General features: G+C 69.7%; 23 protein-coding genes. 8 read left to right on the top strand and 15 right to left on the bottom strand.

The annotated features are described in order from the left end of the window. Positions 1 to 2: 2 nt before the first annotated feature. The 8 genes from AC1RSK_RS17410 to AC1RSK_RS17375 all read right to left on the bottom strand — a co-directional run bounded on the left by AC1RSK_RS17410 (position 3) and on the right by AC1RSK_RS17375 (position 7,952). Positions 3 to 1,526, bottom strand: coding sequence for a TadA family conjugal transfer-associated ATPase (locus AC1RSK_RS17410; protein ID WP_492908871.1), 1,524 nt, complete (start codon positions 1,524 to 1,526; stop codon positions 3 to 5). Further along, positions 1,527 to 3,062, bottom strand: a complete 1,536-nt coding sequence (locus AC1RSK_RS17405) for a CpaE/TadZ family protein (protein WP_492908870.1) — start codon at positions 3,060 to 3,062, stop codon at positions 1,527 to 1,529. Between the two features lie 3 nt (positions 3,063 to 3,065). Then, positions 3,066 to 3,761, bottom strand: a complete 696-nt coding sequence (locus AC1RSK_RS17400) for a CpaD family pilus assembly protein (RefSeq protein ID WP_492908869.1) — start codon at positions 3,759 to 3,761, stop codon at positions 3,066 to 3,068. 7 nt (positions 3,762 to 3,768) lie between these two features. Then, positions 3,769 to 5,250: a type II and III secretion system protein family protein gene (locus AC1RSK_RS17395; RefSeq protein ID WP_492908867.1), complete on the bottom strand. Its 1,482-nt coding sequence runs from the start codon at positions 5,248 to 5,250 to the stop codon at positions 3,769 to 3,771. Then, positions 5,247 to 6,140, bottom strand: a complete 894-nt coding sequence (cpaB, locus tag AC1RSK_RS17390) for a Flp pilus assembly protein CpaB (RefSeq protein WP_492908865.1) — start codon at positions 6,138 to 6,140, stop codon at positions 5,247 to 5,249. The genes AC1RSK_RS17395 and cpaB overlap by 4 nt, the downstream gene beginning before the upstream one ends. 154 nt (positions 6,141 to 6,294) lie before the next feature. After that, positions 6,295 to 6,816 (bottom strand): A24 family peptidase, encoded by a 522-nt coding sequence (locus AC1RSK_RS17385; protein ID WP_492908864.1) that lies wholly within the window; start codon positions 6,814 to 6,816, stop codon positions 6,295 to 6,297. 275 nt (positions 6,817 to 7,091) lie between these two features. Next, positions 7,092 to 7,256, bottom strand: a complete 165-nt coding sequence (locus tag AC1RSK_RS17380) for a Flp family type IVb pilin (RefSeq protein WP_492908863.1) — start codon at positions 7,254 to 7,256, stop codon at positions 7,092 to 7,094. A gap of 531 nt (positions 7,257 to 7,787) precedes the next feature. Further along, positions 7,788 to 7,952 carry a Flp family type IVb pilin gene (locus AC1RSK_RS17375; RefSeq protein WP_492908862.1) on the bottom strand — a complete coding sequence of 55 codons (165 nt, stop codon included), beginning with the start codon at positions 7,950 to 7,952 and terminating at the stop codon, positions 7,788 to 7,790. 268 nt (positions 7,953 to 8,220) lie between these two features. On the opposite strand from AC1RSK_RS17375, the gene AC1RSK_RS17370 reads away from it, so the two are divergent. The 3 genes from AC1RSK_RS17370 to AC1RSK_RS17360 all read left to right on the top strand — a co-directional run bounded on the left by AC1RSK_RS17370 (position 8,221) and on the right by AC1RSK_RS17360 (position 9,807). Beyond that, positions 8,221 to 8,613 (top strand): pilus assembly protein N-terminal domain-containing protein, encoded by a 393-nt coding sequence (locus tag AC1RSK_RS17370; RefSeq protein WP_492908861.1) that lies wholly within the window; start codon positions 8,221 to 8,223, stop codon positions 8,611 to 8,613. An 88-nt stretch (positions 8,614 to 8,701) separates the two neighbouring features. Beyond that, complete coding sequence (locus AC1RSK_RS17365) at positions 8,702 to 9,277, top strand: TadE/TadG family type IV pilus assembly protein (protein WP_492908860.1); 576 nt, start codon at positions 8,702 to 8,704, stop codon at positions 9,275 to 9,277. After that, a complete protein-coding gene (locus AC1RSK_RS17360; protein WP_492908859.1) occupies positions 9,277 to 9,807 on the top strand; it encodes a TadE/TadG family type IV pilus assembly protein in 531 nt (176 codons plus the stop codon). Before AC1RSK_RS17365 ends, AC1RSK_RS17360 begins: the two co-directional genes overlap by 1 nt. On the opposite strand, the gene AC1RSK_RS17355 is transcribed toward AC1RSK_RS17360, so the two are convergent. The 5 genes from AC1RSK_RS17355 to AC1RSK_RS17335 form a co-directional block, all read right to left on the bottom strand. After that, positions 9,800 to 10,543 (bottom strand): aminotransferase class IV, encoded by a 744-nt coding sequence (locus AC1RSK_RS17355; RefSeq protein WP_492908858.1) that lies wholly within the window; start codon positions 10,541 to 10,543, stop codon positions 9,800 to 9,802. The two genes, AC1RSK_RS17360 and AC1RSK_RS17355, sit on opposite strands and share 8 nt — an antisense overlap. Beyond that, positions 10,540 to 11,895 (bottom strand): anthranilate synthase component I family protein, encoded by a 1,356-nt coding sequence (locus AC1RSK_RS17350; RefSeq protein ID WP_492908857.1) that lies wholly within the window; start codon positions 11,893 to 11,895, stop codon positions 10,540 to 10,542. The genes AC1RSK_RS17355 and AC1RSK_RS17350 overlap by 4 nt, the downstream gene beginning before the upstream one ends. A gap of 40 nt (positions 11,896 to 11,935) precedes the next feature. Continuing rightward, a complete protein-coding gene (locus tag AC1RSK_RS17345) occupies positions 11,936 to 13,435 on the bottom strand; it encodes an MFS transporter (RefSeq protein WP_492908856.1) in 1,500 nt (499 codons plus the stop codon). A 112-nt stretch (positions 13,436 to 13,547) separates the two neighbouring features. Then, positions 13,548 to 14,321 (bottom strand): tyrosine-protein phosphatase, encoded by a 774-nt coding sequence (locus AC1RSK_RS17340; RefSeq protein WP_492908855.1) that lies wholly within the window; start codon positions 14,319 to 14,321, stop codon positions 13,548 to 13,550. A gap of 42 nt (positions 14,322 to 14,363) precedes the next feature. Continuing rightward, on the bottom strand, positions 14,364 to 14,651 hold the full coding sequence (locus AC1RSK_RS17335; protein ID WP_492908854.1) for a DUF1330 domain-containing protein: 288 nt from the start codon (positions 14,649 to 14,651) through the stop codon (positions 14,364 to 14,366). Between the two features lie 102 nt (positions 14,652 to 14,753). On the opposite strand from AC1RSK_RS17335, the gene AC1RSK_RS17330 reads away from it, so the two are divergent. Genes AC1RSK_RS17330 through AC1RSK_RS17320 form a run of 3 tightly spaced genes read left to right on the top strand, consistent with a single transcriptional unit; the run spans position 14,754 to position 17,531 of the window. Next, on the top strand, positions 14,754 to 15,395 hold the full coding sequence (locus AC1RSK_RS17330) for an HAD hydrolase-like protein (RefSeq protein WP_492908853.1): 642 nt from the start codon (positions 14,754 to 14,756) through the stop codon (positions 15,393 to 15,395). Positions 15,396 to 15,442: 47 nt separating this feature from the next. Continuing rightward, complete coding sequence (locus AC1RSK_RS17325; protein ID WP_492908852.1) at positions 15,443 to 16,327, top strand: ferredoxin--NADP reductase; 885 nt, start codon at positions 15,443 to 15,445, stop codon at positions 16,325 to 16,327. 10 nt (positions 16,328 to 16,337) lie between these two features. Then, positions 16,338 to 17,531 (top strand): molybdopterin molybdotransferase MoeA, encoded by a 1,194-nt coding sequence (locus AC1RSK_RS17320; RefSeq protein WP_492908851.1) that lies wholly within the window; start codon positions 16,338 to 16,340, stop codon positions 17,529 to 17,531. Between the two features lie 189 nt (positions 17,532 to 17,720). Here the strand turns inward: AC1RSK_RS17320 and AC1RSK_RS17315 are convergent, their stop codons facing one another. Next, on the bottom strand, positions 17,721 to 18,287 hold the full coding sequence (locus tag AC1RSK_RS17315; protein ID WP_492908850.1) for a tryptophan-rich sensory protein: 567 nt from the start codon (positions 18,285 to 18,287) through the stop codon (positions 17,721 to 17,723). A 204-nt stretch (positions 18,288 to 18,491) separates the two neighbouring features. Between AC1RSK_RS17315 and AC1RSK_RS17310 the strand changes: the two genes are divergently transcribed. Together AC1RSK_RS17310 and AC1RSK_RS17305 are read left to right on the top strand one after the other, a co-directional pair. Continuing rightward, positions 18,492 to 19,097 (top strand): TetR/AcrR family transcriptional regulator, encoded by a 606-nt coding sequence (locus tag AC1RSK_RS17310; protein ID WP_492908849.1) that lies wholly within the window; start codon positions 18,492 to 18,494, stop codon positions 19,095 to 19,097. Positions 19,098 to 19,241: 144 nt separating this feature from the next. Further along, on the top strand, positions 19,242 to 21,686 hold the full coding sequence (locus tag AC1RSK_RS17305) for a hypothetical protein (protein ID WP_492908847.1): 2,445 nt from the start codon (positions 19,242 to 19,244) through the stop codon (positions 21,684 to 21,686). On the opposite strand, the gene AC1RSK_RS17300 is transcribed toward AC1RSK_RS17305, so the two are convergent. Continuing rightward, complete coding sequence (locus AC1RSK_RS17300) at positions 21,683 to 22,516, bottom strand: hypothetical protein (protein WP_492908846.1); 834 nt, start codon at positions 22,514 to 22,516, stop codon at positions 21,683 to 21,685. The two genes, AC1RSK_RS17305 and AC1RSK_RS17300, sit on opposite strands and share 4 nt — an antisense overlap. Between the last annotated feature and the right edge of the window lie 16 nt (positions 22,517 to 22,532).

The following is a 22,532-nucleotide window of genomic DNA, read 5'->3' as shown; positions in this document are numbered from 1 at the left end:
GGCTACTCCGACGCGTCCAGGGCCTCAGCCAGTTCACGCTCCAGGCCGTAGTAGCGGGCGCGGTCCCAGAAGCGCGGCCGGGCGATGCCCGTGCCCCGGTGCTTGCCGATGATCTTGCCGTCGGCGTCCTCGCCGGTCATCTCGTAGATGAACAGGTCCTGGGTGACGATGACGTCGCCTTCCAGGCCGACAACCTCAGTGACGTGGGTGATGCGGCGCGAACCATCGCGCAGGCGGGCGGCCTGGATGATGACGTCGACCGAGCCGACGATCATCTCGCGGATGGTCTTCGAGGGCAGGCCGTAGCCGCCCATGGTGATCATGCTCTCCAGACGGCTGATGGCCTCGCGAGGGCTGTTGCTGTGCAGGGTGCCCATCGAGCCGTCGTGGCCGGTGTTCATGGCCTGCAACAGGTCGAAGGCCTCCGGGCCGCGGACTTCGCCGACGATGATCCGCTCGGGACGCATCCGCAGGCAGTTCTTGACCAGGTCGCGCATGGTGATCTGGCCGCTGCCCTCCAGGTTCGGCGGCCGCGTCTCCAGGCGCACCACGTGCGGCTGCTGCAGCTGCAGTTCGGCCGCGTCCTCGCAGGTGATCACCCGCTCGGTCGGGTCGATGAAGGCGGTCATGGTGTTCAGCAGCGTAGTCTTGCCCGAGCCCGTACCGCCGGAGATGAGGACGTTGCAGCGGCAGGCGCCGATGACCCCGAGGACGCGCGCGCCTTCCGGACTGACGGACCTGAAGTCCACCAGGTCCTTCATGGTCAGCTTGTCCTTCTTGAACTTCCGGATAGTCAACGTCGGCCCATCCAGCGCCAAGGGCGGGGCGATGACGTTGACGCGGCTGCCGTCGGGCAGACGGGCGTCACAGATGGGCGAGGATTCATCGACCCGCCGGCCGACCTGGCTGACGATCCGCTGGCAGATGTTCATCAGCTGGGCGTTGTCGCGGAAACGGACGTTGGTCAGCTGCACCTTGCCGCCGACTTCGATGAACACCCGGCCGGCGCCGTTGACCATGATGTCGGCGATGTCGTCGCGGGCCAGCAGAGGCTCGAGCGGACCGTAGCCGAGGACATCGTTGATAATGTCCTGCACCAGGTGCTCGGTCTCGGCGATCGACATCGAGACGTTCTTGATCGCCACCAGTTCGGCGACGATGTCCTTGATCTCCGCCGCCGCCGCCGTGGTGTCGAGCTGGGCCAGCTGGCTCAGGTCGATGGTGTTCAGAAGCGCGTTGAAGATCGTCGTCTTGGTGGCGTGGTAGTAGTCGCTCTGCTCACGGACGATCTCGGTCGTCGGGGCCTGCGCCTCCTTCAACTTGTTCATCACGTCGTTGCTGCGCAGGGCGGCGGCGGACTGTGGCTTGCCGGCGGGCGCGGGCGGGTTGACCGGCGGACCGCCCGGACGGGTGGTCGGGGCGGGCGCCGCCTGCGGGCGCGTCGCGGCGGGCGCGCCGGTGGGAGCCGGCGGCGGCGCTGGCCTGGCCGGCGCCGGAGCGCCATCGGTTGCACGCTTGCCGAACACCTATTTCTTCCTGAACAGGCCGGAGAGACCCGAGGCCTTCTTCTGGGCCGGCGGCTCGCGGCGGCTGATCAGCTGGGCCAGGGACTCGATGTCGGCGGCCGCCTTGGACTTGGGGGCGCTCTCGATGATCATCTGGCCGTTGTTGGCGGCCTGGCCGAAGGTCTTGGCGTCGAAGCCGATGATCATCGACGGCGCGACGCCGAGGGCGTCGCCGAAGTCCTTGGCCGGAATCTCCGGACGGCCCGGCAGGCCGACCTGGTTGAGCACCAGCCGGGGCGGGTTGTCGTTCGGCCGCGCCTGGCGGACCAGGTCGACCATGTTCTTGGCGTTACGCAGCGAGGCGAGGTCCGGCGTCGCCACGATGACCAGGTCGTCCGAGGCGATCAGCATCTTGCGCGTCCAGGCGTTCCAGCCGTGCGGGATGTCGAGGACCACGAAGGGGGCGGCGGCGCGGATCTTCTGCGTCACCTCCTCATAGGCGTCGCCGCCGATGTCGTAGTCGTTGTCGAGGGTGGCGGGGGCCGCGAACAGGCTGAGGCGATCGGTGCAGCGGGCCATCATCCGGTCCATCAGCACCGGATCGAGACGGTCGGGCTGGCCGAGCGCATCCATGACGCCCTGCAGCGGGTCGTGGTTGAAGTTCAGTCCCGCGGTGCCGAAGGCCAGGTCGTAGTCGACCAGCACCGTGCCGGCCTGCATCCGCTCGGAGATGGTCCAGGCGATGTTGTGGGCCAGGGTCGAGGCGCCCGAGCCGCCGCGCGCGCCGACGAAGGCGATCTGGCGGCCGAGGAAGGGCTGCGAGGGGTCGGCGTAGAGGCCGCCGATGGCGCGGATGATCTGCAGCGGCTGGAGCGGCGGCACCAGGTATTCGCTGACCCCCCGGCGCATCAGTTCGCGATAGAGGGCGATGTCGTTGGCCGAGCCGATGACCATCACCTTGGTGCCGGGGTCGCAGACCTCGGCCAGGCGATCAAGCTGGGCGATCATCTGCGGAGCCGGATCGAGACTCTCGACGATCACCAGGCTGGGGGTCGGCTGGTTCTGGTAGTGCTCGACCGCCGCCGCCAGGCCGCCGGCCCGGACAATGGTCGAGGCCCGCGACAGCCGCCGGTCGGTGCTGGCCCGCTCGACCAGCTCGGCGGTGTCGGTGCGGGCGCAGAAGACGTTGATGGTGATGCGCGGCACCGGCGCTTCACCCAGCGAGGCTTCGGCCCCGGCGATCATGTCGTGGACGGGATTATGACCGTGTGATGCTGCAGACGCCATTCTCGGGTACTCGGGCTCGTCGTTCGGACGGGCGGGTGGGAAATCGGCAAAGGGGTCGCGTTCGCCGGCCCGCGGGGCCGCCGCGGGCGCAAAGGGATCGGCGGCGAAAGGATCGTCGGCGAAGGGGTCGGCCGCCTGCGGCGCCACCGAGCCGACGGGCGAGCCAAGGTCGGCCCAGGGGTCGACGGCCGGCGCCTGCGACGGCGTGGCGAACTCGTCGTCGGCGTCGAAGCCCAGGTCGAACGGATCGTCAGCGGGACGCGCTTGCATGGGTCAGTTCACCACCTGAGACACCTGGCCACTGGCCTTCTCGTCGCGCTTGGAGCCGGTCGCCTCGCCTTTGCGATACTTGTCGTACATGGCCTCGCGGTCGCCGCCCTCGGCGGGCTGGGCGTCACGGGGGCTGATCAGGTCCTGCGGGTTGGCGACCTGGGCCGCCATGTTGGCCGTCACCGCGCAGCCGAAGTTGTCGTAGGGACGGTTGTCGTTGCTGTGGCTGACGTTGCGCCAGCTGCCGCACTGGGGAACTTCGGCGGCGTAGTGGTTGAAGCTGATCACCACCGGCGCCTTGGGATCGTCCGCGCCGTCGAAGGCGGTCATGCGGATCTTGCCGGCCGGCACACCCAGGCTGACGAGCCGATCACGGGCGTCCCAGGCCACCCGGTTGGCGCCGCGCGCCGCCGGCCCGGTGTCGGAGGCCCGCACGGTGACATCGCGCGCCTCGGCCTGCATCCAGGCGACGACGAAGCCTTCCAGCGCATTGGCCTGGTTGACCGACAGCCCGGTCTCGTGAGGGGCCAGGCGGATGTCCTGCGGCGCGGCGACGACCTTGACCTCCCGCGACCAGGCGTCGAGCGCCGTCTGCGAGGTCAGGTCGGCCTGGGGACCCGACGCGGTGGCGCAGCCGGCGAGAAGCGCGGCTGCGGAAAGGGCGGAAAGGAGGAGGATGCGCGGGGTCAGCTTGGTCATGGGGGCGTTACTCGATCACGTATCCGATGGGGCCCTGGTAGCGGCGGCCGGCGTTGGCGTTCGGCGGCGCGTTCACCACCTTGTTCAGCCTGCCCAGGAGGATGGTCTCGGGGTCGGACGCCAGCTGCAGGCCGTCGGCCGGCGTCTGGAAGGCCTTCGAGCCGCGCGAGTCGACGATGTAGGGCGTCACCATGATGACCAGTTCCGTCTGGCCGGAGGTGAAATCGCGGCTGCGGAACAGGGCGCCCAGGACGGGGCTGTTCATCAGGCCAGGCAGGCTGTCGAGGTTCTGGGCCGAGCGTTCCTGCAACAGGCCGGCGATCATCATCGTGCCGCCGGACGGCAGTTCGACGACGTTCTCGGCGCGGCGGACCTTCAGGCCGGGGATCACCAGGGTGGCGTCACTGCCGGTGCTCATGCTGAAGGCGCCCTCATTGGAGAGTTCCGACACCTCGACCGACACCTTCATGTTGATGCGGCCGCCCGACATCACCACCGGCGTGAAGCCAAGCCCGACACCGTACTTCTTGAACTCGATGGTCACCCGGCCGTCGCTGTCCTGGCCGACCGGCACGGGGAACTCGCCCCCCGCCAGGAAGTTGGCCGGCTCGCCATTGACCGACGTAAGCACCGGTTGGGCGAGGGTGCGGACCAGGCCGACCCGCTCGAAAGCCTTGATGGTGGCGTTGGCCGAGTTGACGTCGCTGGAGCCGGCGACGGTGCCGCCGAGGGTGGTGTCCTTGACGTAGCCGCCGGCCGCCCCGCCCAACAGGGCGCCATTGATCCCGAAGGTGGCGGTGCTGGCGATGCTCAGCTGGTCTTCGCCCAACCGCCCGATCACTGCCCCGAGGTCGAAGCCAAGCTGCTTGATGACGTTGCGGTTCACCTCGACGACGCGAACCTGCAGCATGACCTGGTCGCTGCCGGCGACCTGGACCATGTTCACCACCTGCTCGGGCTTGGTCACGAAACGGCGGGCGATCTGGGTGGCCTTGTCGGCGTCGCCCGGGGTGAGCACCAGGCCCGACAGGATGAGGGAGTCGCCGATCGGTTCGATGGTCACGCGGCTGCCCGGCAGCACGCGGTTGATGGTGTCGGCCAGGGCGCTGATGTCCTGGTCGACCCGGATGTTGAGCGACAGGATGCGGCGGCCCGCGGCGTCGAAGAAGACGGCGTCGGTCTGGCCCGAGGCCACGCCGAGAATATAGATGCGCCGCGGCGTGCGCAGCATGGCGTCGGCCACGGCCGGGTTGGTGATCAACACGTCGCGGGCGTCGACCGGCAGTTCGACGATCGCCGACTTGCCGCGCGGCAGGCTGAGCGTCTGCGATCCGCCGGCCGCCAGGTCGACCCGCAGGGTTCCAGGCGCGTCGTAGGCCGGGGCCGCCGGGGCGGGACCGCCGGACAGAGACTGGGCCGAAGCCATCGATCCGCCAAGCTGCAGACAGCCGGCGGCCAGCAGGGCGGGAATGATCCTCAGCCGGCTCATGGAGACACCTTCACTTCCGTAACCACCCCGGCGCGATGCACGCGCACGGTGTGGGTTTGTTCACTGCCGCTGGCGCCGCCGCCGCGGCTGGGCCCGCCGGCGGTGTCGGTGATGCCGCGCAGGGTCAGCATCAGGACGCCGCTCTGCTTGGCCTGGGCGACGGCGCTGGCCATCGCCTCGGCGTCATGCGCGGGAACCTCGAGGGTGGCGACGGCCCCGACCATGGTCTGGGCGTCCTTGTCGGGCTGGGGCTTCTGGTCGATGGCCAGGACCCGGACGTTGCGCATCACCGTGCGCGTCACATAGCCCTTGATGTCTTCGCTCTGGGCGTCGCGGCTGTAGATGACATCGACGCGGTCGCCTGGGAGGATGAAGCCGCCGGCGGCGCTGTCGACGGTGACGGGGGCGGCGATGGCCCGCATGCCGGGGGTCAGCACCACCGACATGAAGCTGCCCTCGCCGGCGCGCACCAGCTTGCGGGCGACGATCGGCTCGCCGACCACGAAGGGCTCCTTGACGATGGTTCCGACCATGCCGCCCATGTCGCCGTTGGTGAACAGGTTGCCGGCCGTGCGGGCCGCGCCCTCGGCGGCGCCCGCGGCGCCGGCCTTCTCGACCTTGGGGCCCGTGCCGTCGGTGATGAAGCTGGGGTTCATGGCCTCGGCCGGCCATTGCTGCCAGCCGACATCGCCGGCCACCAGCCGCGTGCCGATCGGCAGGTCACGCTTGGCGACCAGCACCTGCACCGTCGGCTTGGCGACGGGGGCGGCGGCGACCACCGCGGCGGGCGGCGGCGCCTTCTTCGGCGCGAAGGCGCCACGCACGACGAAGGCCAGCACGATGGCGGCCAGGGCGGCGATCACGAGGATGAACAGGCGGACGGGGCTCATGCGGCTCGAACTGCTGTCCCGGCGGGAAGAGGACCGGGGAAAACTCTTGTGCGCGTCGAGCCTTGAGGCCCAGCGCACGGGCGATTCGCGTCACGCCCTTCTGGCGGCGGATGCACCATCGGCCGGCCATGGTTAACGCGGACCTAAACCCTCTTTACGAAAGGGCGGCGAACGCGAGGGCCAGGGGGCTTTCAGGAAACGCCGCCAGGGCGCCGATGGCGATGGCCACGCCGTAGGGCGCATCGCCCCCCGGCTTGGCCAGGCGGCCGACCCAGTCGGGACCGCGCACCGCCAGGGGCCGCAGCCACACCGACCGCAAACCCAGCAGCGACAGGGCCAGCGCCCCGCCGGCCAGGCCGGTCACCAATACGAAAGTCATCGAGGCGGGCCAGCCCAGCCACAGGGCGGCGGCCGCGAACAGCTTGGCGTCGCCGCCGCCGATCCAGCCCAGCGCGAACATGCCCATCGACAGGACCAGGGCCCCGACGCCGATGCCGAGACAAAGCAGCGCAGTCTGCCAGGGCATGCCCAGGGCGGCCGCGGCCAGGCCGAACCCGCCGATCAGGACCAGCGAGATCCAGTTGGGGATGGTGAAGCTGGTGATGTCCTTCAGACCGCCCACGATGACCATGGCCGGGAAGACGCTCAGCAGCAGCAGTTGCAGGGTCTGGAACATTGATCTCAGAGAATGGCGCGGGAGGGTGAATGGAAGGTTGAGGTGGGGACGGGATCGCCGCGCAATCTGTCCGCAATTTGCTGAAACCGTTCGGGGCGGCGTTCCTGTCCCCGATCGGCGCAGGTCGGGGACAGGAACGCCCCGCCAGGCGCTTGCGCTCAAAGCGTCAGACAATCTGCGGGGCGATCCAGTCCCCACCGCCAAAGCGGAAGGGCCCGCGGATTTCTCCGCGGGCCCCCCGTTTTCAAGCGAAGCTTTGTGGGCTCGCTTTTGTCTTACGGCAGCTTCGAGTTGATGCCGCCGAAGGCAGTGTTCAGCTTGGTGCCGAGGGTCGTCACGGCGGTGATGATCACGACGGCGATGAGGGCGACGATCAGGCCATACTCGATGGCGGTGGCGCCGGACTCGTCCTTGGCGAAGCGCGAAACGAACTTGGTCATGGCTTTTTCTCCTGTTGCAAGCCTGGCGGGTTCAAGCCGCTTGGCCTGCTCCCCCGAAAACAAGGCCACTTTGGGGGACCGCGCTTAATTGCCAGTAAACATCGAAGTACAGAGCCGATTTTTCTTTTGGTTTATTCGTATTTACTATTAGGATCGATTAACCATGTGGAAAAACTCGTTATTTTTCCGTGGCTTGTGGCCATTCTGAATTTCGCGCTAACCTTTGAGGCCCGCAAGTTTTTTTAGAGCAACGCTCGTCGAACCGAGGCCGGCCGCCGCCTCTCGCCGGAGGCTGTTTCAGAATGACGCAGAATCCCGGGCGCTCGCCAGGCAAGAGGGGACACATTGAATGTCCCGCCAGCGGCACGGGCGACGGCGCCCAGGGCGAGGGGACATTCAATGTGTCCCCGTTTCCCCCGCGCCAAGCCCGCCGGGAACGCCAGCCGCAGGTCCGCGCATGCGAAAAGGGCCCCGGCTTGCGCCGGGGCCCTTCCGTTTCCTAGGCTTGCTGGGCCTTGCGGCCCCCTGGGATTAGGGAAGCTTGGAGTTGATGCCGCCGAAGGCGGTGTCGAGCTTGGTGCCGAGGGTCGTCACGGCGGTGATGATCACCACGGCGATGAGGGCGACGATCAGGCCATACTCGATGGCGGTGGCGCCGGACTCGTCTTTGGCGAAGCGCGAAACGAACTTGGTCATGTCTTATCTCCTGTTAGCGGGTCGAGGCGGGGTCGTTGTCAGGCCCATCGCCCGCTGCCCCCAGATGCAAGGCCAGAATGTCGCGTCGCACTTAATGGCCAGTAAAGTTGCCAAGCAAATCGGGAGCGATGTCGGGTTTATTTTGGCCTATACTTAAATTCCGATTCACCCGGGTGAATCACCCGTTAGCCAAACCCCCGTCCCTTCAGGCTTTCTTGACCAATTGGCGCGATTGTTAAGCTCTGATTCACGGCTCCGGACCGCCCTCATGCGCCGCCTGCTTCTCGTCCTCGCCTCGACCGCCCTGCTGGCCACGCCCGCCCTGGCCCAGACCCTGTCGGTACGTACCGACCAGGCGGTGCGCATCGCCCTGTCGGCCCCGGCCAAGGACGTCGCCGTCGGCAACCCGGCCATCGCCGACGTCATGGTGCTGGACGAACGCAACATCGTCGTGCTCGGCAAGGGATATGGCACGACCAACATCATCGCGCTGGATCGCGCCGGCCGGCTGATCCTCGACCGCGTCGTGGTGGTCTCGGCCGCCGACGCCGGCCAGGTCACCGTCTTCAAGGGAACCAGCGCCTCGCGGTACGCCTGCGCGCCCCGCTGCGAAATGACCGAAAAGGGCGCCGACGCCCCGGCCCCGAAACCGACGCCCTAGAATCTATAGAGACTACGCACACGTAAGGGGCCCTGGCGGCTCAACGCCCTAAACTCCCCCTTAAACCTGTCGCGCTAATGTCGCTCTCGTGAACGCGACCAACCCTCTTCAGCGAGCCCGCTGCTTCCTCGCCCGCTTCGGCTCGGCCCGACGCGGCGCGACGGCCGTGGAGTTCGCCTTCGTCGCCCTGCCCTTCCTGACCATGCTGTTCGCGGTGCTGGAGCTGGGCATGGTGTTCCTGGTCTCGACCACCCTGCAGAACGCCGCCGACGCCGCCGGCCGCAAGATCCGCACCGGCGAGCTGCAGAACAGCGGCGGCACCCGCGCCACCTTCAAGGACGCCATCTGCGCTGACATGTCCTGGCTGGGCTCCGACTGCGCCAGCAACCTGACGGTCGACGTGCGCACCTTCGCCAACTTCGATTCCATGATGACCACGGACGCCGCCGGCAACCGCGTCATGGCCGGCCCCACCGTCACCAACGGCGTGGTCCAGGAAGGCCTGTGGGAGCCGGGCGGCGCCGAGGACATCGTCCTGGTCCGCGCCTACTACAGCTGGACCCTGTTCACCCCGCTGCTCAACTCGGGCCTGGCCAACATCGGCAGCAACAAGCGGCTGATCAGCACCACCGTCACCTTCCGCAACGAGCCTTGGGGAACCTGATGGGCCTGTTCCGCCGCCTGGCGCGCGACAAGCGCGGCGTCTCCGCCGTCGAGTTCGCCCTCATCGCTCCCGCCCTGATCGCCTTCTACTTCGGCCTGGCCGAACTGACCCAGGCGATGATGGCCGAGCGCCGCACCAGCCACGCCGCCTCCTCGATCGGCGACCTGGTGGCCCAGTCGACCCAGATCAGCACCGCCACGGTGACCGACATCTTCACCATCGCCCGGGCGGTGATGTCGCCGTTTCCGACCACGACCCTGAAGATGCGGGTGACCTCGATCGTCGCCGACTCCGCCGTCAGCCCGAAAGTCGTCTGGAGCCAGGGCGACGGCCTGACCGCCCTGGGGACCGGCTCGACCCAGACCGTGCCCAGCGGCCTGATCAGCGTGGCCGGCGACAGCGTCATCCTGTCGGAAGTGGAATACAGCTACGACTCGCCGGTCGACTACTTCGTGCCCAACGCGGTGACCTTCACCAAGAAGTTCTACCTGCGCCCCCGCAAGTCGGACAGCGTCGCCAAGGTCAACTGACCAGGGCGACCAGCGGGCTTTCGGCGACCGGCCGGCCATCCAGCATCGACACGGTGCGCACCCCGATCAGGCTGTTGGTCAGGAACAGGCCCTCGGCCGCCTCCAGCGCCTCCCGGCCGACAGCCACCTCCTCGACCACGATCCCCCTGGCCCGCGCCCGCTCGATCACCAGGCCGCGCATGACGCCGTCCAGCACCCCGCAGTCCAGGGCCGGGGTCAGCAGCCGCCCGCCTTCGACCCAGAACAGATTGGCCACGGCCGCGCAGGCCACCTGCCCCGCCGTGTTGAGCATCAGCGCCTCGGCGCCGCCGGCCTCGCGCCGGGCCAGGACGTTGTCGAGGTAGTTGAGGGTCTTCAGCCGCGAGGCCGGGGAATGCTCGTTGCGCCGCACGCGGGCGGTGACCAGCGCCACCGGTCCGACGGGGGCCGGGGAGGCGCTGGCCGTGGCGAACAGCCGGGACTGGACCTGGGCCGGCCGGTCCAGACCACGCCCGCCCGAGCCCGCCGTCAGGGTCAGGCGCACCGCCGCCCGGCTCAAGCCCGCGTCCGTCACCGCCGCCTCGCAGAGCCGCAGCGCCGCCGCCCCGTCCGGGGCCGGCAGGCCCAGCGCCTCGCAGCCGGCCGTCAGCCGGGCCAGGTGCGCGGGCCAGTGCTCCAGCGCCCCGCCGCGCGCCAGCAGGGTCTCGAACAGCCCGTCGCCGAGCAGCAGGCCGCGATCGTCGTGGGGCACGGTCATGTCAGGGCCTTCCGGATGGCGGCGATCTTGGCCTCGGTCTCCAGCCGCTCGGCATGCGGGTCGCTGTCGGCGACGATGCCCGCCCCGGCCCGCGCCTCGACCCGCCAGCCGTCGGCTCGCCGCGCAAAGGCGGCCGTGCGGATCAGCACGCTGCTGTCGAAGGCCCCGTCGGCCCCGGCCCAGAACAGCGAGCCGCAGTAGGGGCCGCGCGGCGTCTCCAGGCCGGCGATGACCTTCATCGCCTGCACCTTGGGGGCGCCGGTCACCGAGCCCGGCGGGAAGGCGGCGCGCAGCAGGTCGATGGCGGTCAGGCCCGGCGCCAGCCTGGCCGTCACCGTCGAGACCAGGTGGTGCACATTGGCGAAACTCTCGACCGCGAACAGCTCGGGGGTCTTCACCGAGCCGGGCGGGCTGACCCGCGCCAGGTCGTTGCGCATCAGGTCGACGATCATCAGGTTCTCGGCCCGGTCCTTGTCGCTGGCCAGCAGTTCGGCGGCCAGGGCCCGGTCCTCGGCGGGGTCGGCGCCGCGCGGCCGGGTGCCCTTGATCGGCCGCGTCTCGATGCGGAAGGCGCCGCCCTCGACGGTAACGAACCGCTCCGGCGAATTGGACACCAGCGCCAGGTCGCCCAGATGCAGCCAGCCGGCGAAGGGCGCCGGGCTCGAGCCGACCAGCCGGGCCAGCAGGTCGAACGGCCCCGCCCCCGCCGCCATCGCCCCGCCCCAGACCCGGGCGATGTTGGCCTGGAAGATCTCACCGGCATGGATGCGCCCGACCACCTGGGCGACGGCGTCCTCGTAGAGGGCGCCGGCCGTCTCGGCCGCGAAGCCGAAGGCCAGCCGCCCCGCCGCCGCCGGCCGGGCCGGGGCGGTCAGCCAGTCGGCCGCCGCCAGGGCCTGGTCCCGCGCCGCGGCCTCGCCTGTCCCGCGTCCGACCGCCAGCACCCGCCGCTCATGGTGATCAAAGGCCAGCAGGGCCGGATAGCGATAGACCGCCAGGTCCGGCCAGCCGTCGGCGTGCTCGCCCAGCCCCAGCGTCTCGACCCGGTCGCCCAGTTCATAGCCGGCCAGCCCCGCCACCCCACCCTGGAACGGCGGTCCGTCCGGATAGCGCTCGCAGCGCTCGCCCAACAGGGCCTCAAGGTCGGCGAAGGCGTCCCGCCGATCGCGCCGGCCGATCCGCAGGCTCGCGTCCGGCCCGCGCAGCACATAGGACCACCGCGCCCTCGGCCCCTCGCCCCCCGACAGGAAGGCGCAGGTCCCCGCCTCTGTCCCGAAGGCGGACAGCACCTCGGCCGGCGCCCGCCAGGGGCGCGGCTCTATGGCGACATGGCGCAGAGAGGTCGGGCGCATGGGCGGGCAATAGCCCTGCCCGTGCTGAGGGGAAAGGGTGTCAGCTTGTGCGGAACTGCCCCTTGCCGCCGCCCTTGACGAAGAACAGCCCGACGCCGCCGAGGATCAGCAGGCCGATGATCGGCACGAAGCCCGCCTGCTGGGTCTGGTAAATGCCGGTGAACAGCGCGACGAGCGCCGATCCCAGCCAGACCGTCACCGTCCCCGACAGGGCGAACAGGCCGAAGAAGGCGGGCAGCTTTTCAGGCGGCGACAGCCGGGTCAGCATGGTGCGGCTGGTGGCGTACTGGGCGGTGACGAAGACGGCCGTGCCAAAGCCGATGACCAGATACAGCACCTCCGGCAGGGTGCGGAACATCGGCCCGTCCCAGATCGGGGCGTGGGCGGCCGCGTCGTAATGCCAGAAATAGAGGATGGTGTCGGGCTTCATGCCGATCTGGGCGGTGATGCAGATGACGCAGCCGATGATCTCCACGATCAGCGCCGTCTTGGGTCCCAGGGCGTTGTCGATCCGCGCCGCCATCAGCCCGCCGATCACGGCGAAGACGCTGAGCAGGATGCCATAGGCGTACATCTCCATCTGCCAGCCCATCACCCCCGAGGCGTAGAGGCCGCCATAGAGCAGCAGGGCCGTCATGCCGTCGTTGAACAGCATGCGGGAGCCCAGGAAGATGGACATGTCCCGCTCGGTGCGCAGCAGCTTGATCGTCACCCACAGGTTGATCGCCCCCTCCTTGATGCCCTGGAGGAACCTGACGCCGGTGGAGGGCGCGTCCGGTGTGAACAGGAACAGCGGGATGGAGCCCAGGGCCATCAGGCCGGCCGCGATCAGGGCCGAGATGCGCATCGGCTCGGCGCTGGCCGCGTCCAGGCCGAACAGCGGCGCCTTGGGCAGGAAGGTCCAGGTCTCGGTTCCAGGGGCCCCCGGCAGGGCGAAGGCCAGCAGGCAAAAGGTCAGGGTGATGACCGAGAAGAAGTTGCCCGCCGACAGCGCCAGGCCCGAGGCGTGGGCGGCGTGGCGGTGGCCGGCGGCGGTCATCAAGAGGCTGTTGTGGACCACCTCGCAGTAGGCGAACAGGATGCCGACGATGGCGAAGATCCACAGAGTGCCCATGATCGGCAGCCCCGCCCCGCCCGGCTTGGCGAACCACAGGATGGCGATCAGCGGCACCATCAGGGCGACGATCAGCAGCATCACCGGCTTGCGGGCCCCGAACCGCTCCAGCGAGGCGCCCAGGAACGGCGCGGTGATGGCGATGAACAGGCTGTTGAGGGTGCTGACCGTGGCGATCATCGCCTGGCCCTTGACCCCGTCGCCAACCACCAGGGCGGTGAAGTAGGCGGCGAAGATGTAGATGGTGATGAGGATCACATAGGGGTCGCGCCCGCCCTGGAAGATGGCCCAGGCCCAGGCCCCCAGCGGCATGTCGCGAAAACTGGCCCGGCCGTAGCCCGCCGCGTCCGCGCCGGCCGTGGCGGCGGGTTCCAGGCTGCCAGGCAACGGATCGCCTAGCGGCCCCGGCGTGGGCGTGCTGACCATGAAACGTCTCCCAAATCCACTAAGCAGGAAGCCGTCTCGGAGCGCGGCCTTGGCCGTAGGTTGGGCCCGAAACCGCCGTCAGGGAAGAGGGATTTTAAACGCGCGTTCGGGGTTAGAGGAGGATGCGACGCTCCACCGCCGCCCGCCGCGCCGCATCGACGCCCAACACTTCGCGCAGGTAACCATCGAGGCCGCCGTTCTCACGCCGCATGGCCTCGAACGCCCGGTCCAGGTACTCGGCCTCGACGCCCATGGTGGTGCGCATGGCCGCGTCGCTTGGCCGTCGGCCGGTCAGCTCCTCCACGTGAGCGGCGAACAGCGGCAGGCGGCGGGCGAAGCGTTCCTCGTCGTTGGTCAGCAGGTAGTCGGCGATAATGTCGTCGTGGTGCACCCCGGCGATGTGGTGGGTCAGGGCGCAGAGGATGCCCGTGCGGTCCTTGCCGGCCGCGCAATGCACCAGGGTCGCCCCCTGCGTCGCGCCCAGCCGCTCGAACCAGCGGCTGTAGAGGTCGACGTGCCGCGGCTCGTGCGGGGCGGCGTCGTAGTAGTCGAGCATATAGGCCCGCATGGTTTCGGAGGTGATCTCCGAGTGCTTCATGAAGGTCTGCCAGGGGTCGTCGCCGTCCTCCGGATGGTCGTTCTCGATCACCTCGGCGGCGAAGCCCTTCCAGCGCTTGGAGGGGTTGCGCTCGCGCTCACCCGGCCGCCGCAGGTCGACGATCAGGTTGACGCCCAGCGCCTTCAGCGCCTCCAGCTCCTCCTCCGAGGCCTCGGCCTGGTGGGCCGAGCGGAACAGGACGCCCTTGCGCATCTGCCGATGGCCGGCGGCGTAGTCGCCGAAATCGCGCAGGTTCTCGATGGTGGTGAAGGGCAGCTTGCGGGTCATGGCCGCGCTCCTAACGGTTGGCCGTGACGAAAGCGAGACGCTTCAAAGCCCCTCGGCAAGGATGACGCGGTAGTCGGCGCCCCTCAGGCGGTGCTGCAGGGCGTCCTGGTAGGCGTCGCTGTTGTACCAGGCCTTGGCCTCGTCCATCGACGGGAAGGAGAGCAGCACCACGCCGTCCGCCTTGGTCCCCTCCAAGGTCTCCAGCGGGCCGTAGAAGGCCAGCGGCGTGATCTTGTGGTCGCCGCGCGCGCCGGCCGCCTTCTTGCCATAGGTCGCCATCTCCTCGGCGTCCTTGATGCTGTCGCGGATGAAGATGACGTAGGCGGCCATGGGGGAGTCCTCGCTGAGTTTGGCGGCACGCTAGGCAGGGACAGGCCCGGCGCCAAGTATGACGTGGCGGCAGCCGACGCCGAGCGCTAGAGGGCAGGAACCATGTACCGCCTGATCATCTTCGATTTCGACGGAACCCTAGCCGACAGCGCGCCCTGGTTCGTCGGGGTCCTCAACAGCCTGGCCGACCGCCATCGGTTTCGCCGCGTCGACGCGGCGGAGATCGAGGCGCTGCGGGGCATGGGCAATCGCGAGATCATGAAGCAGCTGGGCGTCTCGCGCTGGCGCCTGCCCTGGATCGCCGCCGACATGAAGGCGCGGATGACCGCGGACATCGGCGCGATCCGCCTGTTCGACGGGGTCGGCCCGATGCTCGCCGCCCTCGACGCGGCCGGCCTGCGCCTGGCCATCGTCAGCTCCAACGACGAGACCAATGTCCGGGCCGTGCTGGGCCCCGAACTGGCCGCCCGGATCGACGATTACGGCTGCGGCGCCGGCCTGTTCGGCAAGCCGGCCCACCTGCGGCGGGTGATCAAGCGGGCCGGCGTGACGGCCGCGCAGACCCTCTGCATCGGCGACGAACCCCGCGACGGCGAGGCGGCGGCCAAGGTCGGCGCCGCCTTCGGGGCGGTGGCCTGGGGCTATGCTACGCGCGCCAGCCTGGCCCGCCAGAACCCCGCCCACAGCTTCGAGACCATGGCCGATATCGCCGCCCTGCCGGCCCCTGACCGGCAGCATCCCTAACCGGCCCCCTAGTATCCCTGCGTTGACATCCCGCCCGTCGGGGCCACATGGAAACCCAACACTTAGCGCCTCCCCGCGCGCCGCAAGGACCACCTTTGATGTCGGATGTCGCCGCCCCGGCTGCCCCCGCCCCGGCCTGGACCCCCTCCGCCGCCCAGCACCTGGAGAAGGTGCTGTGGGTCAAGCATTGGACCGACCGGCTGTTCAGCTTCGCCATCACCCGGCCGGATACCTTCCGTTTCCGCTCGGGCGAGTTCGTGATGATCGGCCTGCCGCCGGCTCCGGGCGAGGCCAAGCCGATCCTGCGCGCCTATTCCATCGCCTCGCCCAGCTTCGCCGAGGAGCTGGAGTTCCTGTCGATCAAGGTGGCGGACGGCCCGCTGACCTCGCGCCTGCAGCACATCCAGCCGGGCGACGACGTCCTGCTCGGCAAGAAGCCGACCGGCACCCTGGTGCTCGACGCCGTGCGGCCGGGCAAGCGCCTGTTCCTGTTCGGCACCGGCACGGGTCTCGCGCCCTTCCTGTCGGTGGCCCGCGACCCCGACGCCTACAGCAATTTCGAGCAGGTCATCGTCGGCCACGGCGTGCGTGAGGTCAGCGAGCTGGCCTACCGCGAGCTGTTCACCGCCGAGATTTTCGAGGACCCGCTGGTCGGCGAGGAGGCCCAGAAGCAGCTGGTCTACTACCCCACCGTCACCCGCGAGCCGTTCGAACGCCAGGGCCGGTTCACCGACCTGATCGCCTCGGGCCAGCTGTTCAGGGACCTCGGGCTGGAGGGGACGACCTTCAACCGCGAGGAAGACCGCATCATGCTGTGCGGCTCGATGGACTTCATCAAGGACATGGCCGCCTTGATCGAAAGCCATGGTCTGGTCGAGGGTTCGAACGCCGAACCTGGGGATTATGTGTTGGAGCGCGCCTTCGTGGGGTAGAACCCCGCTTATGGCCCTAAAGAATCTCACCGTCGAAGACGCCCGCGCCCGCATGCTGGCCGCCGCCGTCCGCCTGCCAACCCACGGCCTGCCGCTCGCCGAGGCCGACGGCGCCACCCTGGCCGAGGACATTCATGCCGTCCGCGACCAGCCGCCGTTCGACGCCTCGGCCATGGACGGCTGGGCGATCCGCGACCCTGACGCCCGCCAGGGGGCCGTTCTCGCCATCGCCGGCGAGAGCGCCGCAGGCCGCGGCTTCGACGGCGCCCTGCAGCCCGGCCAGGCGGTGCGCATCTTCACCGGCGCCGCCATCCCGGCCGGCGCCGACCGCGTCGTCCTGCAGGAAGACACCGAGCGCCAGGGCGACACCGTCCGCCTCGTCCAGCCGCCCACGCCCGGCCGCAACATCCGGGCCGCCGGCGGCGACTTCCGGGCCGGCGCGGTGCTGCTCGAAGCCGGCGCCCGGCTCAATCCCTGGCGGCTGTCGCTGGCCGCCGCCGCCGGCCGGGCCAGCGCCCGGGTCAGCGCCCGCCCCCGCATCGCCGTCCTGACCACCGGCGAGGAGCTGGTTTCGCCCGGCGGCCATCCCGGTCCGTTCCAGATCTTCGAGAGCGGCAGCGCCGGCCTGGTGCCGATGGTCGCCCGCTGGGGCGGCCTGGCCCACCGGCTGGCCCCCGCCCGCGACGACGAGGACGCCATCGCCGCGGCCGTGGCCGGGGCGGACGCCGACCTGGTGGTCACCGTCGGCGGCGCCTCGGTCGGCGACTACGACCTGGTCAAGCCGGCCCTGAAACGCCTGGGGCTCACCCTGCTGGTCGAGACCATCAATGTCCGGCCCGGCAGGCCGACCTGGTTCGGAACCCTGGGCGACGGCCGCCGCGTGCTCGGCCTGCCGGGCAACCCGGCCTCGGCCTTCGTCTGCGCCGAACTGTTCCTCAAGCCGCTGATCGCGACCATGTCCGGCGGCGCCCCCGGCCCGGCCATGGAGCCCGCCGTCCTGGCCGAGCCCCTGGCCGCCAACGGTCCGCGCGAACACTGGATGCGGGCCATCCTCGGCCCGGACGGCGTCTGGGCCCTGCCCGACCAGGACAGCAGCCTGGTGACGGTGTTCGCGGCGGCCGATGCGCTGCTGCGGCGACGCGCGAACGCCCCGGCCATCGCGGCGGGAGAGACGGTGGAAATCCTACGGCTGAACCGGGGCTGAGAGTCCTTCTCCCGCTCGTCGGGAGAAGGTGGGCCCGTAGGGCTCGGATGAGGGCAGCACCAGCCAAAGAAGATTAGTGACAGCGCCGAACCGCGCCAGAACGCGCCCAGCCGTCCGAAGCCGGCGCTGCCCTCATCCGACCCCCTTCGGGGGCCACCTTCTCCCGACAAGCGGGAGAAGGGATCCTACCTAGTGAACCGTGTGGCCGTTGTCGTGGCCGCTGTGCGTGCGGCGGTCCCACTGGTCCTTCAGCAGGCTGGCGATGCCCATCCAGCCGGCCGTCGGGGCCGCCACCGCGCCGGGCGGGGGCTGCACCTTGGCGGCGTGGTAGGCATAGACCGCGCCGGCCCCGACCGAGGCCACCGCCACCGCCACCCGGCCGCCGACCCGCTTGGGCCCCAGCGCCATCCAGGCGGCCGAGAAGCCCTGCACCAGGCCCCACAGGGTCAAGGCCCGGGTCCGGGTCGCGCCCTGCGGCGAGTTCCACACCCGCAGGCCGGAGATGGTCAGGGCCGTGAACATCGACGGCCAGATCACCGCGAAGGCGGCCTTGGGCGGATTGGTCACCGGGCCTTGCGACTCCGCGAAGTCGCTCATGTATTCGGGTTCCTCGCGCACCCCCCGCCGCGAGGCGATCACCTCGGCGATGGCCACCGCCCCGCCGGCCAGCAACAGGCCGAGCAGCACATGGCCCGCCGTCGTCACGGGCTTGGCCGGAACCTCGACCATCCCCTCGGGGCCCATCTCGTAGCGCATGCGTCGTCTCCCTGGATCTCCGGCGCCCGGAGCCTCCGGCTCAACGCCGGCCGGCGGCAGGCGGTTCCGGGTCGCGTAAGGCTCTGGTCGTCGCAAGAGGTCACCCCGAACGAAAGTGGCTGAACACCTGCGAATATCATGGACCGACATGGCCTTGTCATGGCGAACTGCCAACTCAATACGAGGTGTTCCTGACCTAACCGAATGCGCGAGGAACTTCACCAGCAACGGCGGGACAAGATCCTGCAGGCGGCCCGCCAGGTCTTCCTGACCCGCAGTTTCGACCGGGCGACGGTCGATGAGGTGGCCAAGCTGGCCCGGGTGTCGACCGGCACGGTCTATATCTACTTCGAAAACAAGGACCGTCTGTTCGAGGCGGTCACCGATCTGGCGCTGTCGCCGTTCGAGGGGCTGTTCGACGAGATCGAACATATGGACGGCGGGCCGGAGCCTGTGCTGACCCGGCTGGCCGAAGTCTATTTCCAATTCCTCGGCGAGCCCGAGATCAGGGCCTTCTACCGCACCGTGGTGATGGAGGCCGTCCACCGCCCGGAGATGTCGCGGCGGGTCTATGAGACGGTCCATCGCACCCTGGGCGCCGCCCTGCGCCGGCTGCTGATCCGTCTTCATGAGGCCGGCGAACTGGTCATCCTCGACGTGCCCATCGCCGCCCGCCTGTTCCAAGGCATGATCGAGCATTCAGCCCTGACCATCCCCCTGGTCCAGGGCGAGGCGCCGTCGCTGCACCCGGCCCAGCCCTATTGCGCCGAGGTGGTGCGGGTCTTCCTCGCGGCCTACACGCCGCGCTGAGCCTGGGCGGCGGCCCGGAAGGCCGGTCATCGGCGCGTCTGAGCGGAAAACGGAGGCTCCGCTTTCCTGGGGCGACCTTGTTTCTGCGGCCTCGCCGTTCCTAACACTGCGGCCTGACGCCCCGCATCGATCAGGACTGCCGTCATGCCGTTCCATCCCGACGTCAACCTGTTGACCCTGAACGGGTACAGCGGCCACCAGGTCATCGCGACCGACAATTCAGGCATGGCCGGGCGGTCCGTCGCCGGGATCGGCGACGTCAACGGCGACGGCTACGCCGACTTCATCATCGGCGCGCCCTACGCCACCGGCAGCCTGAACGCCAGCGGCGTCGCCTACGTGGTCTTCGGACACCCGGGCTTTACGCCACCGGCTTTTTCCACTGACTACCTGACCGGAAACAACGGCTTCACCATCAACGGCGCCAGCAACGGCGAGCACGCCGGCTGGTCGGTGGCCGGCGGCGGCGACATCAACGGCGACGGCTTCGATGACCTGGTGATCGGGGCGCCCGACGCCGGGGGCTACGGCCAGCAGGTCGGGGCGGTCTATGTGGTGTTCGGCCATGCCGGCCCGGCGCCCCGCACGCTGGAACTGAGCAGCCTGAACGGGACCAACGGTTTCAAGGTGGTCGGCGCGGCGGTGGGCGACGCCCTCGGCTGGTCGGTGGCCATCGGTCCCGATATCAACCACGACGGCCGCGCCGACCTGGTCATCGGCGCGCCGGGCGCGGACTTCGGCGGAGCGAACGCCGGCTCGGTCTATGCGGTGATGGGGCGCACCGGCGCCTTCTCCGCCGTCGTGGATCTGGCCGCCAGCCTTCGCCTGGATGGCGTCACCGCCGGCGACCGGGCCGGCACGGCGGTCGGTTCGGCGGGCGACTTCAACAGCGATGGCTTTGAGGACCTGATCATCGGGGCGCCCGGCGCCGGCGCGGGCGACGCCGGTTCGGCCTATGTGGTGCTTGATCCGCTGGCCGCCGCGGGAGGCCATGCCAACCTTTCGGCGCTGTCTGGCGTCAACGGCTTCCGGTTCGACGGCGCCGATCTCGGCAATGGCTTCAGGATGTCGGTCGCCGGGGCCGGCGACCTCAATGGCGACGGCCTGGACGACGTGGTCATCGGCGTCTACGCGGCCGGCGCGAACGGGACGGCCCTGGGGGCGGCCTATGTGGTGTTCGGCCAATATGTCACCGCCAGCGCGACCCTCTCGGTCGCCCAGCTCGACGGCCAGACCGGCTTCCAGTTCGTGGGGGCCACGTCCGGGCAGGGCGTCGGCTATTCGGTGGCCGGCGCGGGGGATGTCGATGGCGACGGCTTCGACGACCTGATCATTGGCGAGGGTAACTTCCTCGACGCCCGGGCCACCGTGGTGATTGGCCACGGCGGGGCGTTCGCCCCGACCCTGAGCACCGCCCAGATCGATGGGACCAACGGCTATCGGCTGAACGGGACGGGGACGGCGGCGGGCGTCAGCGTGGCCGGGATCGGCGACTACAACGGCGACGGCTCGGACGACCTGCTGCTCGGCGCCACGGCGATCGGGGCGTTCTTGAGCTTCATCGGCGGCGCCTTCGCGGTCGCCAGTCCGGCCCCGGTCCCTGTGAGCTTCACCGGTACGGCGATCGACGAGACCCAAAACGGCGGCGCGGGCAATGACAGCCTGAGCGGCGGCGGCGGCAAGGATGTGCTGTACGGCCTGGGCGGGGCGGACCAGATCTTCGGCGAGGCCGGCAACGACCAGCTGTTCGGCGGGCGGGCCAACGATCTGCTGGACGGGGGCCTGGGCGGCGACATCCTGGACGGCGGCGAGGCCAGCGACGCGCTGCTAGGCGGCGCCGGAGCCGACAAGCTGTTCGGCGGCGAGGGCGGCGACCTGCTGACCGGCGGCGACGACAACGACCGGCTCGACGGCGGCGCTGGCCTCGACACCCTGCAGGGCGGCGCCGGCAACGACCAGCTGGACGGCGGGACAGGCGACGACACCGCCAGCGGCGGGGCGGGCAACGACGTCTACATTGTCGACAGCCTGGCGGACCTGATCACGGAAAGCGCGGCCGAGGGCTATGACATCGTCCGCACCGCCAGCGTCGACGGCTGGGTGCTGGGCGCCAACTTCGAGGGCCTGCAGCTGCTGGGGTCCGCCGACCTCGACGCGACCGGCAACGGCCTGGCCAACAACCTGCAGGGCAATGCCGGCGCCAACCGCCTGGACGGCGGCGGCGGGGTCGACACCCTCAACGGCGCCGACGGCGACGACATCATCGTCGGCGGACTGGGCAACGACCTGCTGCGGGGCGGGACGGGCGCGGACATCTTCCTGGTCGCCCATGCCTTCGGCCCGACCCTCGAGACCGACCAGATCTACGACTTCAGCGCCGCCGAGGGCGACATCCTCGACCTGTCGGGCGCCTATGGCGGGACCCTCGCCCTGGTCGTCGCCTTCAGCAAACAGGCGGGGCAGATGACTCTGTCCTTCACCGGCGGCGTCACCGTCCTGAGGCTGGACACCAGCGGCGACGGCAAGGTCGATTACCAAGTGAAAATCAACGGCGACCTCACGGCCGAGAGCGGCGACTGGCTGCTCTAGGCGGCCTCCTCCAGGGCGGCGCGGGCGCAGTAGTTGTAGACCAGCACGGTGTAGGCGAAGAGATGCTCGACCCCCTGGGCCAGGATCGGCCGCACCAGCGCCTCGCCCTCGCCGGTCAGGGTCAGAAATCCGGCCTTCTCGGCATCGGTCAGCAGCCGGCGCACATGCATGCGCGAGACCCGGTTGCGCTTGGCCAGGCCGGCCAGGCTGAAACGCAACGGGCCGGCCGGCGGGAAGACGTCATCGGGCGCCGCGCTCATCAGCAGTTCGGCCATCAGGGCCATGCCGGCCGTGCGCTGGGAGAACAGGTCGAGGCTGTCGCCTCCCGGCTCGTGGGTGGCGAAGGCGGCCTCACTGATTTCGCCCATGGCCCGCATGAAGCCGGCGAAGATGGCGTCCTCATCGAAGCGGCGGGCCAGCGCCTCGATGTCGGCGTCGAGCGCCGTCATGCCCGCCAGGTCCTCGGCCATGCGGCGGCGGAAGGCCGCTTCCATCTTCGCCGTCGGCCGCCAGCGCTTGACGCGGGCGTCGTCGGTTGGGGCGGCTTCAATGTAGCCTATGAACTGCAGGTAGATCAGCATCGGCCGGGCCCGCCGCGCCCCCGACATGCCTGACCGGCCGAGCAGATCGCTCAGGCGGCTGAAGGTGATGCCGCCCGGACTGGCGTCCAGATAGAAGACCCAGATGGCGCTGATGTAGTGGCCGATGTGACGCAGGCTGCGGCTGACCGCCGACTCCGCCTGCGGGACCAGCCAGGCCGCATAGTGCCTTCGGATGGACGCGTCATGGCCGGGCCGCGCCTTGACCGTCGCCGGCCCTTCGCGCGCCATCCATGCCACCCAGTCC

This window comes from Caulobacter sp. GW821-FHT11A05, assembly GCF_058809015.1.
The sequence above is the reverse complement of the archived record's forward strand: the minus strand, read 5'-3'. Positions and strand labels throughout refer to the sequence as shown.